The sequence below is a fragment of the Luteibacter sp. RCC_6_2 genome, assembly GCF_041360655.1.
Classification (GTDB): domain Bacteria; phylum Pseudomonadota; class Gammaproteobacteria; order Xanthomonadales; family Rhodanobacteraceae; genus Luteibacter.
Genome location: NZ_JBFUPQ010000014.1, coordinates 78,377 through 94,140, shown reverse-complemented (window position 1 = coordinate 94,140; position 15,764 = coordinate 78,377). Strand labels below are relative to the sequence as shown.

Sequence of the window (15,764 nt, the reverse complement as noted above, 5' to 3'; positions counted from 1 at the left end):
TGCCTTGCAACCCTGCCGAGCTTCACGCCTGGCACGTATACGAAATGCCTTCACGCGCCATCGCCTAGCCTCGCCCCATCCCGTGGACCGAGCCGCCATGATCAACGACCTCTGGTACAAGAACGCGATCGTCTACTGCCTCTCCGTCGGCACCTTCCAGGATTCCAATGGCGACGGGACCGGCGACTTCCAGGGTCTCGGCCGCCGCCTGGAATACCTCCAGGGCCTGGGCGTGACCGCGATATGGCTGATGCCCTTCCAGACCTCGCCCTGCAAGGACGGCGGCTACGACATCGCCGACTACTACAACGTCGATCCGCGCTACGGGACGCTGGGCGACTTCGTGGAGTTCACCCACGCCGCCCGCCAACGTGGCATGCGCGTGATGATGGACCTGGTCGTGAACCATACCTCGGACCGGCACCCCTGGTTCCGTGACGCCTGTCGCGATCCGTCCTCCAAGTACCGCGACTGGTACGTCTGGTCGGACACCCGCCCCGACGGCGCGAAGGAAGGCATGGTGTTCCCGGGGGTGCAGAAGAGCACGTGGAGCTACGAGAAAACGGCGAAAGCGTGGTACTTCCATCGCTTCTTCGATTTCCAGCCCGACCTCAACACCTCGAACCCGCACGTGCAGGCGGAGATCCTGAAGATCATGGGCTTCTGGATCCAACTCGGCGTGTCCGGTTTTCGCATGGACGCCGTGCCCTTCGTGATCTCCACGAAAGGAGTCGACGTGGCACGCCCGAAAGAACAGTTCGACATGCTGCGCTCGTTCCGCGAACTGCTGCAGTGGCGACAGGGCGACGCGATCATCCTCGCCGAGGCGAACGTGTTACCCAAGGACGACATGCAGTACTTCGGTTCGGACGGCGACCGCCTGCAGATGATGTTCAACTTCCAGGTGAACCAGAACCTGTTCTACGCCCTGGCGACGGCGGACGTCCGTCCGCTAGCGAAGGCACTGGAAAAGACGAAGTCGCGTCCGGCTACCGCCCAATGGGCGCAATTCCTGCGCAACCACGACGAACTGGACCTCGGCCGCCTCACCGCCGGCCAGCGCGAACGCGTGTTCGCCGAGTTCGGGCCGGACAAGGACATGCAACTCTATGGACGCGGCATCCGCAGGCGCCTGGCGCCGATGCTGCGCAACGACCGTCGCCGCATCGAACTGGCCTACAGCCTGATGCTCACGCTGCCCGGCACGCCGGTGCTGCGCTACGGCGACGAGATCGGCATGGGCGACGACCTCACCCTGCCCGAACGCGAGTGCGCGCGCACGCCGATGCAATGGTCCACCGAACCCTTCGCCGGCTTCACCGCCGCCCGCCGCGCGTCCGCCAGGGTCATCTCGAAAGGGCCCTTCGGATACAGGCACATCAACGTGGCCCAGCAACGCCGGGACCCCGGGTCCCTGCTCAACTGGATGGAGCGGGTGATCCGCATGCGCAAGGAGATCCCCGAGGTGTCCTGGGGCGACTTCGAGGTATTGCCGCTGGACGACAACGCCGTGCTGATGATGCGCTATCGCTGGCGCGGCAACGCGACGCTGTTCCTGCACAACCTGTCGGAAGCCCCCTGCGAAGCGGCCTTCTCGCTGCCCGACCGCTTGACCAACGTCCTTTCGGAGGACCACAGCGAGCCGGACGGCCACGGCCGGCACCACGTGATGCTCGAACCCTATGGGTACCGCTGGTTCCGCGAAGGGGGGCTGGGCTACATCCTCGAGCGCAAGGAAATCGACGAGGCATGAGGCCAAAAGGCCTAGTTGCGTACCCTACCTCTTAAGGGTGTAGGCTGGATTCCTTGCATGCGCAATCCTTGGCTCGTCATCCGATACCTCGAGAGGATCGGCCCATGTACCGCGCCGAACCAGCCTGCACTACCCGTCACGTGGGTTTACCCACCGTCATCGTCGATCTCGCCCAACGATCCGCCGCCGTGGATCGTGGCGACCGGCAGCGGGGGGTCAACCTCATCGCCGACCTGCGCGGTCGCGCCCAGCTCACCGAGATCCTGCTCGACGACGCCGACGATGCCGAGGACGACCTCCTCCTGATCTATCGCGCCGCCTACGCGGCCGATACCGAGGGGGCGGGTGCCATCCTGTTTCGCCGGCAGACGGAAGGCGATGTATGCGCCCCGCACCCGCCTGCCGTGCGCACCCTGGCCCAGGTGCTGTTCGACAGCCTGCGCGCCGAGGCGCCCAACGCTCCCCTGCTCGCCCACGTCGCCCTGGCCCTGCGTGCCATCCTGACCTTCCGCCCCTGCCGGGAGGAGGCCACCCCTCGCGGGGGCCTCGCCACCTGGCAGGAACGCCGGGCCATCGCCTATATGGACGAACGGCTGGACCAGTCCTTCCCGGTGGCCGCCGTGGCCGAGGCCTGCGGCTTGTCCGTCAACCATTTCTCGCGCGCGTTCCGCCGCAGCCTGGGCAAGCCGCCGCACCGCTGGCTGCTCGACCGGCGTATCGAACGCGCATGCGAACTGCTCCGCACCACGGAGATGTCGCTAGCCGACATCGCGCTGGGCTGCGGCTTCGCCGAACAAAGTCATTTCACGCGGGTCTTCACCCGCACGATAGGCATGCCTCCTGGCGCATGGCGTCGAGCGGCCGATTGACATGACCGGCGACGAGACGACGCCCTCGCCCCTGGGCCTGGGCCGTGACCTGATGCTGGCGGGATCGCGCCTGCGCGATGCCGTGCGCCGCCGTGCCCAACGCGAATTCGGGCTCACCGCCTTGCAGAGCGACATCCTGCTGATGCTGGCCTCGCGCGGCAGCATGATCTCCACCGAACTGGCCAGCGCCTGCGGCGTCAATGCCAGCACGGTGACCCATGCGGTGGACGCGGGCGTGGAGCGCGGCCTGGTGTTGCGCGTGCGCAACGAGGCGGACCGTCGCCTGGCCGACATCGCCCTCACTCCCGCCGGCAAGCGCATGGCCGAGCGGGTGCGGGCACTCATCGCCGACCTCGCCCGCGCGGCGCTGGAGGGCGTGGACCAGCCCGGCCTGCTGGCTGAAAGCCTGGCCCAGGTGACACGCAACCTCGAGAAGGGCTAGATCGCCCGCCGGCCGAAGATCAGGTGCAGGCCGAAAAGGGTGAAGATCGCCCCCGCGCCGCCGTCGATCCAACGGCTCGCACGCACGTAGCCGCGGCGCATCGCGGGCAAGGCGAAGATGCCCGCCACCACGGCGAACCAGAGCAGGGTTTCCACGGTGACCATGGCCCAGAGGCCCCAGCGCGTCGTGGCGGACATGCCGTCTCCGACGAAGGCCGAGAAGATCGAAGCGAAGTAGATCGCGGCCTTGGGGTTGGCCAGGTTGGTGGCCAGCCCGCGTACCAGCGCGCGCCACGGGCTGGAGCCGCGCACGTCGACCACCGGCACGGCGGCGTCCGGTTTCGCCCTCCACGCCGACCGGAGCATCTGGAATCCCATGAAGCAGAGGTAGGCACCACCGGCGATGGCGATGCCCCGCTCCAGCCAGGCCAGCCGGTGCAAGAGGATCTGCAGGCCGAGCAGGGCCAGCGCCGCCCAGACCGCCACGCCCAAGGCGATGCCGACCACGCCCGCGAAGGCCTCGCGCCGCGAGCGGCTGGCGGCGAGTTGGGACACGAAGAAGAAGTCCGGGCCGGGCGTGACCAGGGCCACGATCTGGACCAGGGCGATGGTGAGGAAGAGATTCATGCGTCGAGGGTAAGCCCTGACAGGGGGCCTGCGAAAGACACCGGCCCATCCCGATTCCGCAGCGCGCCTTGCCCCACAAGGCCACCTCCCGTAACCTCGCGTTTTTTAAAGTGGTCACGGGGCTGCCCCCGGCCTTCCAAGGGGTAAGTCACGATGCTGGGTCTGCTAGGCCACGTCCTTTTTGGCCTGTTCGGTTTGGCGGTGCTCGTCGGCATCGCGTTCTGCTTCTCCAACAACAAGCGCGTGGTCGACTGGAAGCTGGTCGCCACCGGCGTCGCCTTGCAGATCGCCTTCGCGGCCATCGTGCTCAAGGTGCCGCTGGGCCGCGACGTCTTCGACGCCATCGCCACGGGCTTCGTGCGCCTGCTCGATTACGTCGACGTGGGCTCGCGCTTCATCTTCGGCAGCCTGCTCGACAGCAGCAAGTTCGGCGTGATCTTCGCGGTGAAGGTGCTGCCGACCATCGTCTTCTTCGCGGCGCTCACCGGCGTGCTCTACCACCTCGGCGTGATGCAGCAGATCGTGAAGGGCATGGCCTGGGTGATCACCAAGGTGATGCGCGTGTCCGGCGCGGAAACCACCAGCGTCTGCGCCAGCGTCTTCATCGGCCAGACCGAAGCCCCGCTCACCATCAAGCCGTACATCGAGCGGATGACCCAGGCCGAGCTGATGACCGTGATGATCGGCGGCATGGCGCATATCGCCGGCTCCGTGATGGCGGCCTACGTGGCCATGCTCGGCGGTGACGATCCGGCGCAGCGCATGTTCTATGCGAAGCACCTGCTCACCGCGAGCGTCATGGCCGCCCCGGCCACCATGGTGCTGGCGAAGATCCTGGTTCCCGAGACGCAGGAACCGCTCACCCGCGGCACGGTGAAGATCGACGTCGAGAAGACCACGACCAACGTCATCGACGCCGCGGCCACGGGCGCGGGCGACGGCCTGAAGCTGGCGATGAACGTCGGCGCCATGCTGCTCGCCTTCATCGCGCTGATCGCCCTCATCAACGGCCCGGTGCAGTGGGTGGGTACGATCGGTGGCGAGCACAGCCTCAATGCGTGGCTCTCCGCCAGCACCGGTCATCCGGTGGTGCTGAGCCTGGAGACCATCTTCGGCTGGGTGCTTTCCCCGGTGGCGTGGTTGATCGGCGTGCCCTGGCAGGACGCCACTCTCGTCGGCAGCTTCATCGGCCAGAAAGTCGTGATCAATGAGTTCGTGGCGTATGCGGACCTCGCACGTCACCTGCCCGACCTGCTGCCGGAAAGCCGCCTGATCGCGACCTATGCGCTGTGCGGCTTCGCCAACTTCTCGTCGATCGCGATCCAGATCGGCGGCATCGGCGGCCTCGCACCCAACCGTCGCGGCGACCTCGCCCGCCTTGGCCTGCGCGCCGTGCTGGGCGGTTCCATCGCCACCTTCATGACCGCCACCATCGCCGGCGTACTAGAACGCTTCTAAACCTGATGGGCCCGTCTACCTGTGGGACTTGGAGCAGACCGGGGGACTTGGAACTGACCCTTAGGACTTGGAAAAGACCTGTGGGACTTGGAGCAGACCTGTGGGAGCCGACCTTGTCGGCGATCCCGCGGCAGCGGGACAGGCTACGGCAAGCACCCATCGCCGCTGAAGCGGCTCCCACAAGAGCCGCGGCCGGAGTCGGACAAAAAAAACCCGCCGGTCTCGCGACCGGCGGGGCCATCACTCAAGCGATGTCGATCACAGCGGTATCGATCAGCCGTTCTTCTTCAGCCACGCATCGATCGCCGGCAGGCGTTCCTTGCGGACCATGGCGCGGTAGCGGATGTTCGCGATGCTGGTTTCCGCGTCGCGGCGCGAGGTCGCGGCGATGTACTTGTCGGCGAAGGCCTTGATCTTGTCGATCGTGGCCAGGTCGAGCGAGCCACCTGCAAGCATCGGGTAGTAACGCGCCGACGAGGTCGAATCGACGAAATGATCGACCGTGTCCTTATGCTCCACCGCGAAATCGAAAGCCAGTTCCGGATGCGCACGCGAGACGGCGGAGATCATGCCGGCGCTGTTGGTCGCACCCGGCTCGTCGGTGAGCGCGAGTTCGAGTGCCCGCTTCGCCAGCGCCTCGTCTTCCGTCGTTCCCAGCAGGGCGTACAGGCGATCCTTCACCAGCGGGGTCTTCTCCGCCTTGGCTTCCGCGTGCAACTTGTCCCAGGTGGCGGCGTCCGCATGCGAAGCGACCACGGCGAGGATCGACTTGCGCAGCTCGGCCGGCATCGTGTTCGTCTCGTAGCGACGACGCGCCTCGGCGATGACCTTCGCGTCGCCCAGGTGGGCCAACGTACCGATGAGGTGCGCACGCAGGACCGCCACCGGGGCTTCCTCGCCCGGCTTCGCTTCCCAACCGACCTGGTCGAACTTCGGCGAGAGGCGGGAGATCGCGTACTTGCGCAGCGCGGCCTGGCGCTTCACGTCGCCCTGGTAGTAATCGTCGAGCGTGGAGAAGTCGCTGGCGATGCCGTCCCACAGCAGCGGCGTGGCATCCAGCGGGGCGGCCTTGATCAGGTCGAGCACGTCGGACGCGGGCTGCAAGCCGCCCATGCCCAACGCCCAGACGTCGGCGGTGAGGCCGAGCTGGTCGATCGGATCGAGCTTGGCGAACGCGCCCTGCAACGCCTTGATCTGCGCCGGCGCGTACAGGGTGCGGTAGTAGCCGGTCTGGCCCGCGTTGACCAGCACCGGCGTGCAACCGGCGACGGTGAGCGTGCCGGTGCCGTCGGAAAGCAACGTCGACGAAGGCGTACCGCCGACCGTCTTCGCGATCACCGGCACATGCCACGCAAGCGCCTTCTTCTCCGGACGATCGCGGGTGAACTCACCCTGCGTCAGCTTCAGCGTGGTGGAGCCGTTCGCGCACGACACCGATTCCACGCGCACCAGCGGGATGCCCGGCTGCAACGTGAAGTCGTGGGCGATGGTGCTGACCGGCTTGCCCGCCGCCGCGTCGATCTCCTTCCAGAGATCGTCTGACACCGTGTTCGAATACGCATGCGCCTTGATGTACGCCTGCACGCCCTTCTGCCACGTATCCGCGCCCACATAGGCTTCGAGCATGCGGATCACCGACTCACCCTTGGAATAGGTGATCGAATCGAAAGCCTGGCTGGCCTGCTCCACGGTCGCCACGTGCTGCACCACCGGGTGGGTGGTGGCGACGGCGTCGCGCGACATCGCCGCTTCGCGGATGAACACCGCTTCGAGGTTGGTATGCCATTCCGGATGCAGGCGCTCGGTGGTGCGCGAGGCCAGCCACGAGGCGAAGCCTTCGTTGAGCCAGAGGTCGTCCCACCAGCGCATGGTCACCAGGTCGCCGAACCACTGGTGCGCCATTTCGTGCGCGGCGGTGTTGAAGACTTCCTGCTTGTCGGACTGCGTGGAGATGGACGGGTCGAGCAGCAGCGCGTATTCGAAGGTGTAGATGGCGCCCCAGTTCTCCATCGCGGAGAAGAACTGGCTCGAACCCGGGGAAGCGATGTTGTCGAGCTTGGGCAGCGGATACGGCACGCCGAAATAAGCGTTGTATTCCTGCAGCACGGCCTTGCCCGTGTCGAGCGTGAACTGTGCCTGCGAGGTGAGGCCCTTCTGCGTGATGACGCCGATCTCGACGCCGTCGCTCTTCGTGGTGGCGCGATCGAATTCGCCCAGGCCGAAGAACAGCAGGTAGGTGGACATCTTCGGCGAAGGCTGGAACGAGACCTTCGTCAAACCATTGCCGAGGTCCTTCTTCGACGCGGCCGGCATGTTGCTCACCGCCATCTGGTTGCTCGGCACCGTCGCCGAGAGCGTGAAGGTCGCCTTGTAGGCCGGCTCGTCCCACGAGGGCACGAAGCGGCGCGCATCGGAGTTCTCGAACTGCGTGTACAGCGCGCGCTTCTTGCCGTCGGACTTGGTGTCGTAGTCGATCGCGAACAGACCGTTGGCCTGCGTGCCGATCTTGCCGGTGTAATCCATCGACAGCGTATAGCTGCCGGCGGGAACGGCATGGTCGAAGGTGAAGGTCACCGTCTGCGCGTCCGCGTCTATCGCGACCTTGGGCGCCGTGAACTTCGCCTTGCCCTTCGCCGGGACCAGGGTCACGTGGGCGAAGGTCATATCCATCGCGTTGAGCGTGATGGATGCGGTGGGCTCCAGCACGTCGATGCCGATGGCGACCTTGCCGTCGAAGGCGAGCTTGTCCGCGTGCGGTACGACGGAAACGTCGTAATGCGTCGGGCGCACGCTGCGGGGCAGCTGGGTGGTGGCAAGCTGGCTGGCGTCGTCGGCCGGGGCGGCGACGGCCACGGCGGATAGACCGGCGAGCGCGAAAGCGATCGCGCTGACGAGAGGAGTACGCATTCGGATGGGCCCTTGGGTTCGATCGATTCGCCCGATGGTCATCCGAGTACGGCGGGAAAGGAAGCGCCGGAAGTCACGGCCGCAGGATGTTGCGGCGCGGGGAACCTACCAGACGCGCCACCAGGACCGCCGCTCCAGCTTGCGCAACGCCTTCAGGTGTCCGCGCGCGGCCGCCTTGCGGAACCAGGCCCGGGCGATCGCCTGGTTGCGTGGCACCCCGTCACCCCGGCCGTGCAGCACGCCCAGTTCGAACTGGGCATCGGCATGGCCGGCACCGGCCGCGCAACGAAGCAGGCGCAGCACTTCCTCGACGTTGCGGGGTACGCCGCGACCGGCGTCGATCATCCGCGACAGCGCGTACTGGGCGGCCACATGGCCACGCTCCGCCGCCAGCGCCAGCCAGCGGACGGCTTCACGATCGTTGCGCGCCACGCCGTCACCGGACGCCAGGCGCTGGCCGAGCAGGAACTGGCCCGCCGCGTCTTGGGGTCCGAGTTGGGCCAGCCGTTCCGGCGCGGGCGCGGTTGCCTGAACGCCTTCCGCCGGGGCGAGTTCGGCGTCCAGCATGGCGAGGTGACGCCGCGCTTCAGCGTCGCCCTGCTCGGCGGCACGGCCGAGCCAGTAGCGGGCCTGCTCGCGGTCTTCCGGTTGCGCGCTGGCATCGAGGTACAGCTTGCCCAGGGTGAACTGGGCGATACCGCTACCCAGTTCCGCCGCGCGACGGTAGTAATGCGCGCCCATGGCCGGATCGCGGGCCACGCCGATACCGTCGCAGTACATATGCGCGAGGCTGCAAAGCGCATCGCTATAGCCACGCGCGCCCGGCGCGCCACGTTCCACGGCCCGGCTGTAGAAGGCGAAGGCGAGTTCGGCGTCCCGAGGAACACCGCGACCGAAATAATGCGAGACGCCCAGGTTCACGCACGCCTGCACATGACCCTGGTCCGCCGCACGGCCCCACCAGCGCAGCGCTTCCCTCCGATCCAGGGCGACGCCGTGGCCGCGCGCGTAAAGCGTGCCCAGCGCACCCTGCGCGTCGGCCGAGCCGGCTTCCGCCGCGCGCCGGTACCAGCCGGCCGCTTCGAACGGATCGCGCGGCACGCCGAGACCTTCCGCGTAATGCGCGGCGAGACGGCATTGGCTTTCGAGATGGCCTTGCTCCGCCGCGCGGCGAAACCAGTGGGCCGCGCGCAGCCGGTCCTGGGCGACGTGGTCGCCCTCGGCAAACATCTGCGCCACCACGAACTGCGCCTGGGCATCGCCCAACTGCGCTTCCCGTTCCATCCGGCCGAACTTCTGCAGGGCATCCATCTCGGCGACGAAACGACGGTCGCCGAGCACGCTGCCCGTTTTCCCCTCCGACATACCGTTCCCCCTGAAACGCTGTCGATCGTGGGGCGCATCATAGGGGCAGAAGCGGAACCTGGGTATCAGCCTTTTTGGCGGGGTCCATACCCAAGGATGCACGATCTTCAACGCAGCGCGGAAACTGATGGCGCGATCCATGGGTTTTTCGCCCCGGCCGAAGGGAGGACGATGGGGCATTCCCAACGGAGAGCCCCCTGTGAAAGCGATCGTCTACACCCAGCACGGCCTGCCCATCGACGACCCGGACGCCCTGGTCGAGATCGACCTGCCGCAGCCCGTGCCGGGGCCGCACGACCTGCTGGTCGCCATCCGCGCCGTGTCCGTGAATCCTGTCGATACCAAGGTCAGGAACAACATGCCGGTGACGGCGCCGCGTGTCCTCGGTTTCGATGCCGTGGGTACCGTGGCCGCGGCCGGTGCCGACGTCACCCTGTTCAAGGAAGGCGACGAGGTGTTCTACGCGGGCTCCCTGCTACGTCCGGGCGGCAATGCACGCTTCCAACTCGTCGACGAACGCATCGTGGGCCGCAAGCCTCGCAGCCTGGGCGACGCCGACGCGGCCGCGCTGCCGCTCACCGCGATCACGGCATGGGAGATGCTGTTCGACCGCCTGAAGATCGTCGAAGGTGGCAACCACGGCGAGTCGATCCTCATCATCGGTGCCGGCGGTGGCGTCGGTTCCATCCTCGTGCAACTGGCCCGCCGCCTGACCGGGCTCAAGGTCATCGGCACCGCCTCGCGCGAGGAAACGGCGCGCTGGGTGCACGAACTCGGCGCGCATCACGTGATCGATCACGGCAAGCCGCTGGCGCCACAGCTGGAGGCGCTCGGCATCGGACAGGTCGACCACCTCGTCAGCCTTACCCACACCGACGCGTACTACGAACAGATCGTGGAGATCGTGAAGCCGCAGGGCCAGTTCGGACTCATCGACGATCCCGCGTCGCTCGACGCGACCAAGCTCAAGCGCAAGTCCATTTCATTGCATTGGGAATCGATGTTCACGCGTTCGACGTACGAGACGCCGGACATGGGCAAGCAACACGACCTGCTCGACCGTGTGGCGGAACTGGTCGATAACGGCGTGTTGCGCACGACCGTTGGCGAGCACTTCGGCGCGATCACGGCGGAGAACCTCCGTCGCGCGCACAAACTCATCGAAAGCCACAAGGCGAAGGGCAAGATCGTGCTCGAAGGATTCTGAGCGCGCGCCCGCCATGGCGGTGTCGATTCTTGACACCGCATTCACGCGTGGCGGAGCTATCTGCATTGCAGACATTCCTCTTCGCAAGCGGAACGCCATGGCTACTGCACGCCCCCTCGTCGTCCTTCTCGTGGAGGACGACGACCTCATCCGCGAACTCACCGCGATGATCCTCGAAGGAGAGGGTCATCGCGTGCACACGGTACCCGACGGCGACACCGCCGAACGATGGTTGCAGACGGAAAAAGCGGATGTCCTGTTCACGGACCTGCGCATGCCCGGCTCGCTATCAGGCCAGGACCTGGCCCTGCGGCATGCGGACATGCCCGTCGTGGTGACCTCGGGCGAAATGAAGGAACAGCATCCGTGGCTGGGCGAGAGCATGGCCTACCTGGCCAAGCCTTACGACCGCAAGACGCTGTTGGCGGCGGTGGAACGCGTGGTGGCTTGAGTGCCGCTCAGGCCTTGTCGATCACCCTGGATATCTTCCCGGCCGCGAAGCGGAATTCCGATGTACCACGCATCTCGATGACCGTGCCCGCGCCGGGACCATCGGGAATGTCGTCGGCGATCTCGCCATGGAACTGGATGTCCGCGATCACCGTGTCGCCCGCGGTACCGACCTCGCGCAACTCGGTCACGAATTGCTGGCGCGAGGCGAACATCGCGGCACCGACCCGTGCCAGCTTCTCGAAATCCGCCTTGCCATCGGTCGCGACGCTCAACTCGCCGCCGCTGTGGTGCTCGAAGCGCACGTCGTCGGACAGGGTGGCGAGCATGCCCTCGATGTCGAAGCGGTTGTACGCGTCGAGGTAAGCCTCGATCAGCGCGATATAGGCGGGGTCGATCATGCGGGGCGGCTCCGGGGTGGGGGAAAGTGTCGCGTTTCGCCTGGATAGTACAGGGCGCTGCGCGCCAGGTTGAGGCAAGCACCCATCGCCGCTGAAGCGGCTTCCCACCACAGCATCGAGTAGACCGGTCAGGAATACACCTGTGGAACTTGGAACAGACCGGTGGGACTTGGAACAGACCTGTGGGAGCCGACTTGTCGGCGATCCCGCGGCAGCGGGCCAGCTGCGGCAAGACCCCGAGCCTCGAACCCCGCCTTGCCGTCACCCCACCCCTGCCCGTATGGTGCCCGCTTCCGTCCCAAGCCGAGCCGAATGCCGATGAGCCACGCGCCTGAGCAGTCACCCGAGCACCTCAGGCGTAGCCTGTCGAACCGCCACCTGCAGCTGATCGCCATCGGCGGTGCCATCGGCACCGGGTTGTTCATGGGGTCGGGGAAGACGATCAGCCTCGCCGGCCCGTCCATCCTTTTCGTCTACCTCATCATCGGCGTGATGCTGTTCTTCGTCATGCGCGCGATGGGCGAACTGCTGCTCTCCAACCTCGGCTACAAGTCCTTCATCGACTTCTCCACCGACCTGCTCGGCCCGTGGGCCGGGTTCTTCTGCGGCTGGACCTACTGGTTCTGCTGGATCATCACGGCGATCGCCGACGTCATCGCCATCGCCTCGTACGCGCAATTCTGGTTCCCCGGCCTCGCGCCATGGATACCCGCGGTGCTCTGCGTACTCCTGCTGCTGACGCTGAACCTCACCACGGTCCGGCTCTTCGGCGAACTGGAATTCTGGTTCGCCCTGATCAAGATCATCGCCATCTGCGCGCTCATCGTCACCGGCTTCGGCATGGTCGCCTGGAGCTTCCGCTCGCCCGATGGCCACGTGGCCTCGTTGACCAACCTGTGGAGCGACGGCGGCATGTTCCCGATGGGCATCGGTGGATTCTTCGCCGGCTTCCAGATCGCGGTGTTCGCCTTCGTCGGCATCGAACTGGTCGGCACCACCGCCGCCGAGACGGCCGATCCGGAACGCAACCTGCCCAAGGCGATCAACTCGATCCCGGTCCGCATCATCCTGTTCTACGTGCTCGCACTCGTGGTGATCATGGCCGTGACGCCGTGGCGCCAGGTGCTGCCGGGCAAGAGCCCCTTCGTGGAACTGTTCGTGCTGGCGGGCATTCCCGCCGCCGCCAGCCTGATCAACTTCGTCGTGCTCACCTCGGCCACCTCGTCGGCCAACAGCGGCATCTTCTCCACCAGCCGCATGCTCTACGGCCTGGCCGAGGAAGACCACGCGCCGTCGACCTTCAAGCATCTATCGAAGGCGGCCGTGCCGTCGCGTGGCCTGCTGTTCTCGTGCATCTGCCTGCTCGGCGGTGCCATGCTGGTGTACGTGATCCCGAACCTGGTCACCGCGTTCACCCTGGTAACGACGCTCGCCGCGATCCTCTTCATGTTCGTCTGGTCGCTGATCCTCATCGCCTACATCGCCTACCGGAAGAACCGGCCGGAGTTGCATGCGGTGTCCAGCTACAAGATGCCCGGCGGCGTGGTCATGTGCTGGGTCTGCCTGGTGTTCTTCGCCTTCGTGCTGGTGTTGCTGGCCCTGGAAAGCGACACACGCCAAGCCCTGATCGCCAGCCCGGTATGGTTCGCGATCCTCGGCATCGGCTACGCACTACGCCGCCGCAAGGCCCGATAGAACAGGCGGACTGACACACGACCCTGGCGGAAGCCGCTCCGGTGGAAGCCCCCTTATTTTGGGGGAACCGCCCTTGCGGAAGCCGCTCTTGTGGGAGCCGCTTTTGTGGGAGCCGACCTTGTCGGCGATCCCGCGGCAGCGGGCCAGGTTGCGGCAAGCACCCATCGCCGACAGGGTCGGCTCCCACCAGAGCCGACCATCACCAGCACCCTTCAGCCGCCGCGGTTAGAAGGAGCGGCGGCAGCCAACTCGAGCCGCTGTTGCACGGCCGGCAACCCCGACAGATCGAACGCCAGCGGGAAGAACGACTGCGTACGCACGTGCAACACCTTCCGCTCGGCCAACAACGCCGCGAAAGCGCGCTTCGCCGGTACGTTGCGCGGGATATAGGTCAAGGTGCCACGCACGCATTCCTTGCTGAAAGATATCCGCGTGCCTTCCACGTCATAGACCTGCCCCCGGCCCAACGTGGCAGGCGCGCAGTTCATGCGTTGTGGAATGTCGCGGAAACCATAGGTGACGCGATGCGTCGCCGGGTTCACGAAGGCGACGAGCGCCAGCTGTGCGCCATCCTGCGCCGGCAGGATGAAGCTGCCGCGGCGTTCCATCCACGATGGCGATGGCGATGCAGCAGGACTCGCCTGCGCGACGGTCGTCAGCAGGAGAGCAGGAACGACGATCCGGAACATCCGTGATACGAGGAACATGGGCAACCTCCTTGGCTGGGTGTCACTCGCGGCCCCGCAACCGGGTGACGCCGCCGATATAGCACCAATTTCGAGCGGATGCCATGGAGCCTGCGGAGTAGGTGCTTGCTCCGCGACAAGCGCCTTTCGGTGGCAGGCCGCTGTTATGACGGCCGCTGTGGTGGGAGGCGGCTGTTGTGGGAGCCGCTTCAGCGGCGATGGGTGCTTGCTCCGACCTGGCCCGCTGCCGCGGGATCGCCGACAAGTCGGCTCCCACAAGTTCGTGGCGGACTGGACTGTCTCTCTCCCACCAGTTGGTGGCGGACTGGACTGTCTCTCTCGGGAGGCCCCAAAAGTTTGGTCAGTGTTGTTCCGGCGGTGGCGGCGGCACGAACGACGACAGCAACAGCGGTCCGCGCTTCACCGCGATGTATGCCGAGGCGACCGGTTCCAGCTTGCCGTTTTTCAGGCGCCATGCGGACACCAGCCAATCATCGTTGATGCGCCAGCCGATATGGCCGTGGCCGATGAAGCCCAGCAAGGGTTCGCCGTGGAAGGTCATCGGGAAGAACGTCGCCTCGGGGCCGTAGCCGGTCATCTGGTCCGACGCGATGCCGGTGCCGAAGGCCGGCAGGTCGGGATAGCTCGACGTATCTCCCTTGGGGGCGATGCCGGAAGGTCCGCGTGCGGCGGCAACCAGCGCATCGTAGGCCGACTTCTCCGCACCCTTGAGCGGCCGGTCGAGCGTGCCCTGCATCGGGCTGCGCTCGTAACGGGTGACGGCGGCCATGGCCGCGGTGGTGAAGTCGTCGCAGGGCGATTGTTTAGGCGCGCAGGCACCGCCCACAGGCGCCAGCGAATGGTCGAAGCGCAGGGTGAGTTGGGCATCCGGCCCGAACGCACGGCCTTCCCAGCGGCCGACTTCGATGTTCATTTCGTCCGGCGACGGATTGGACAGCACGGTCGCGATGAAATCGCTCCCGACGCGGGCCATGCCATGCAGAGACATGCAGTCCGATGCCCATGCCCCGGGTGCTTCGACCGTGATGGCTTTCTTGCCCTCGATCCGGAACGGCGCCTCCGTCCAGCAGTGCGCCGTTCCGCCGACGGAGAACAAGGAACTGACCGGCGAGCCCTGCAGCTTCCGGTAGCCGGAGGATGCGTCGAGCCCGGCCAGGGCTTCACGCAAACCCGCGTCCGGTTCGTAAGGAAAGGCCTTCGCGTCTTCCACCGGCACGTCGGTGGCGATGGCGATATCCACGCCCGCCTTCGCCAGGTCGCCGAGCACGTCGTGTGAGCTGGGAGGCAGGCGCGACAACGACGCTTGGACCATGTCCAGCGGCTTCGGCGCCTTGCTGTCGAGGCCACGCAAGAAGGCGATGCGCGACGGATACGACGCCACGTCGGCGGACAAGGGCTTGCCTGGATGATCGCCGAGGAAGGCGGCGACCGCCTCGTCACGTTCGGCGAGCCAATGGCGCTGGTCGAGTTTCAGCGCATCGGCCTTATCGGGGTGTTTCGCCACGGCGCTCCGGAAGGCATCGCCGAGTTGCCCATCGAGGGCGGAGACCTTCGGCGAGGCGCAGATGGCCTTCTCGACCGTCGTGGACGCCTTGGCGCAGTCGAAACCAGCCGCGTGCGACCCGAGGGGAAGCGCCAGGAGCAGCGCCGCGGAAACCGTTCGAACCGTCATCGTCATGGGCAGACCTTCCATTGCGCCGGGTGCCGGCTAGCGGTGGGCATTCTAAGAGTTGTCGATGAACCGCGCGGATTTAGATCGAGATGTAGTCTTTCGCCTACAGGAATCCGTCCGAGCTTTCGATATATTCGGCCGGTTCCGACCAGCCAGCCGGGGGGCCGCGCCGCGTCGGGGAAGGGAGAACCATGGCAGTGCAGACATGCATC

Annotated in this window: 13 protein-coding genes; 7 read left to right on the top strand and 6 right to left on the bottom strand. The window is 66.3% G+C overall.

The genetic code is table 11. The features are described from left to right. Positions 1–97: 97 nt before the first annotated feature. The 3 genes from AB6730_RS15490 (at position 98) to AB6730_RS15480 (ending at position 3,064) form a co-directional block, all read left to right on the top strand. Positions 98–1,753 carry an alpha-amylase family protein gene (locus tag AB6730_RS15490; protein ID WP_371024507.1) on the top strand — a complete coding sequence of 552 codons (1,656 nt, stop codon included), beginning with the start codon at positions 98–100 and terminating at the stop codon, positions 1,751–1,753. Between the two features lie 104 nt (positions 1,754–1,857). Beyond that, complete coding sequence (locus AB6730_RS15485; RefSeq protein WP_371024506.1) at positions 1,858–2,622, top strand: helix-turn-helix domain-containing protein; 765 nt, start codon at positions 1,858–1,860, stop codon at positions 2,620–2,622. A gap of 1 nt (position 2,623) precedes the next feature. Continuing rightward, a complete protein-coding gene (locus tag AB6730_RS15480; RefSeq protein WP_371024505.1) occupies positions 2,624–3,064 on the top strand; it encodes a MarR family winged helix-turn-helix transcriptional regulator in 441 nt (146 codons plus the stop codon). Here AB6730_RS15480 and AB6730_RS15475 read toward each other — a convergent pair. Beyond that, positions 3,061–3,690, bottom strand: coding sequence for a homoserine/threonine efflux transporter (locus tag AB6730_RS15475; protein ID WP_371024504.1), 630 nt, complete (start codon positions 3,688–3,690; stop codon positions 3,061–3,063). The two genes, AB6730_RS15480 and AB6730_RS15475, sit on opposite strands and share 4 nt — an antisense overlap. A 153-nt stretch (positions 3,691–3,843) precedes the next feature. On the opposite strand from AB6730_RS15475, the gene AB6730_RS15470 reads away from it, so the two are divergent. Continuing rightward, the gene (locus tag AB6730_RS15470) at positions 3,844–5,148 is read left to right on the top strand and encodes a NupC/NupG family nucleoside CNT transporter (protein ID WP_371024503.1); all 1,305 of its coding nucleotides are present in this window, start codon (positions 3,844–3,846) and stop codon (positions 5,146–5,148) included. A 273-nt stretch (positions 5,149–5,421) separates the two neighbouring features. Here AB6730_RS15470 and AB6730_RS15465 read toward each other — a convergent pair whose 3' ends face one another. Continuing rightward, positions 5,422–8,055 (bottom strand): M1 family metallopeptidase, encoded by a 2,634-nt coding sequence (locus tag AB6730_RS15465; protein WP_371024502.1) that lies wholly within the window; start codon positions 8,053–8,055, stop codon positions 5,422–5,424. A gap of 105 nt (positions 8,056–8,160) precedes the next feature. Further along, positions 8,161–9,420: a tetratricopeptide repeat protein gene (locus tag AB6730_RS15460; protein WP_371024501.1), complete on the bottom strand. Its 1,260-nt coding sequence runs from the start codon at positions 9,418–9,420 to the stop codon at positions 8,161–8,163. Between the two features lie 199 nt (positions 9,421–9,619). On the opposite strand from AB6730_RS15460, the gene AB6730_RS15455 reads away from it, so the two are divergent. After that, positions 9,620–10,627, top strand: coding sequence for a zinc-binding alcohol dehydrogenase family protein (locus tag AB6730_RS15455; protein ID WP_371024500.1), 1,008 nt, complete (start codon positions 9,620–9,622; stop codon positions 10,625–10,627). A 97-nt stretch (positions 10,628–10,724) separates the two neighbouring features. Beyond that, entirely contained in the window at positions 10,725–11,078 is a 354-nt protein-coding gene (locus AB6730_RS15450) for a response regulator (RefSeq protein WP_371024499.1), read from the top strand. A 7-nt stretch (positions 11,079–11,085) separates the two neighbouring features. Here the strand turns inward: AB6730_RS15450 and AB6730_RS15445 are convergent, their stop codons facing one another. Then, positions 11,086–11,478, bottom strand: a complete 393-nt coding sequence (locus AB6730_RS15445) for a nuclear transport factor 2 family protein (protein ID WP_371024498.1) — start codon at positions 11,476–11,478, stop codon at positions 11,086–11,088. 312 nt (positions 11,479–11,790) lie between these two features. Here AB6730_RS15445 and cycA point away from each other — a divergent pair, with 312 nt between their 5' ends. Continuing rightward, the gene (gene cycA / locus AB6730_RS15440; RefSeq protein WP_371024497.1) at positions 11,791–13,173 is read left to right on the top strand and encodes a D-serine/D-alanine/glycine transporter; all 1,383 of its coding nucleotides are present in this window, start codon (positions 11,791–11,793) and stop codon (positions 13,171–13,173) included. A 212-nt stretch (positions 13,174–13,385) separates the two neighbouring features. On the opposite strand, the gene AB6730_RS15435 is transcribed toward cycA, so the two are convergent. Both AB6730_RS15435 and AB6730_RS15430 read right to left on the bottom strand, forming a co-directional pair. Next, a complete protein-coding gene (locus AB6730_RS15435) occupies positions 13,386–13,880 on the bottom strand; it encodes a hypothetical protein (RefSeq protein WP_371024496.1) in 495 nt (164 codons plus the stop codon). Positions 13,881–14,220: 340 nt separating this feature from the next. After that, complete coding sequence (locus AB6730_RS15430; protein ID WP_371024495.1) at positions 14,221–15,558, bottom strand: lysozyme inhibitor LprI family protein; 1,338 nt, start codon at positions 15,556–15,558, stop codon at positions 14,221–14,223. Positions 15,559–15,764 lie beyond the last annotated feature (206 nt).

Bases quoted from the DNA above. Each gene is read 5' to 3' on its own strand.
- AB6730_RS15485 (WP_371024506.1), top strand. From the start codon at position 1,858: ATGTACCGCGCCGAACCAGCCTGCACTACCCGTCACGTGGGTTTACCC.
- AB6730_RS15430 (WP_371024495.1), bottom strand. From the start codon at position 15,558: ATGACGATGACGGTTCGAACGGTTTCCGCGGCGCTGCTCCTGGCGCTT.
- AB6730_RS15460 (WP_371024501.1), bottom strand. From the start codon at position 9,420: ATGTCGGAGGGGAAAACGGGCAGCGTGCTCGGCGACCGTCGTTTCGTC.
- AB6730_RS15465 (WP_371024502.1), bottom strand. From the start codon at position 8,055: ATGCGTACTCCTCTCGTCAGCGCGATCGCTTTCGCGCTCGCCGGTCTA.
- AB6730_RS15450 (WP_371024499.1), top strand. From the start codon at position 10,725: ATGGCTACTGCACGCCCCCTCGTCGTCCTTCTCGTGGAGGACGACGAC.
- AB6730_RS15470 (WP_371024503.1), top strand. From the start codon at position 3,844: ATGCTGGGTCTGCTAGGCCACGTCCTTTTTGGCCTGTTCGGTTTGGCG.
- AB6730_RS15475 (WP_371024504.1), bottom strand. From the start codon at position 3,690: ATGAATCTCTTCCTCACCATCGCCCTGGTCCAGATCGTGGCCCTGGTC.
- AB6730_RS15445 (WP_371024498.1), bottom strand. From the start codon at position 11,478: ATGATCGACCCCGCCTATATCGCGCTGATCGAGGCTTACCTCGACGCG.
- cycA (WP_371024497.1), top strand. From the start codon at position 11,791: ATGCCGATGAGCCACGCGCCTGAGCAGTCACCCGAGCACCTCAGGCGT.
- AB6730_RS15480 (WP_371024505.1), top strand. From the start codon at position 2,624: ATGACCGGCGACGAGACGACGCCCTCGCCCCTGGGCCTGGGCCGTGAC.
- AB6730_RS15490 (WP_371024507.1), top strand. From the start codon at position 98: ATGATCAACGACCTCTGGTACAAGAACGCGATCGTCTACTGCCTCTCC.
- AB6730_RS15435 (WP_371024496.1), bottom strand. From the start codon at position 13,880: ATGTTCCTCGTATCACGGATGTTCCGGATCGTCGTTCCTGCTCTCCTG.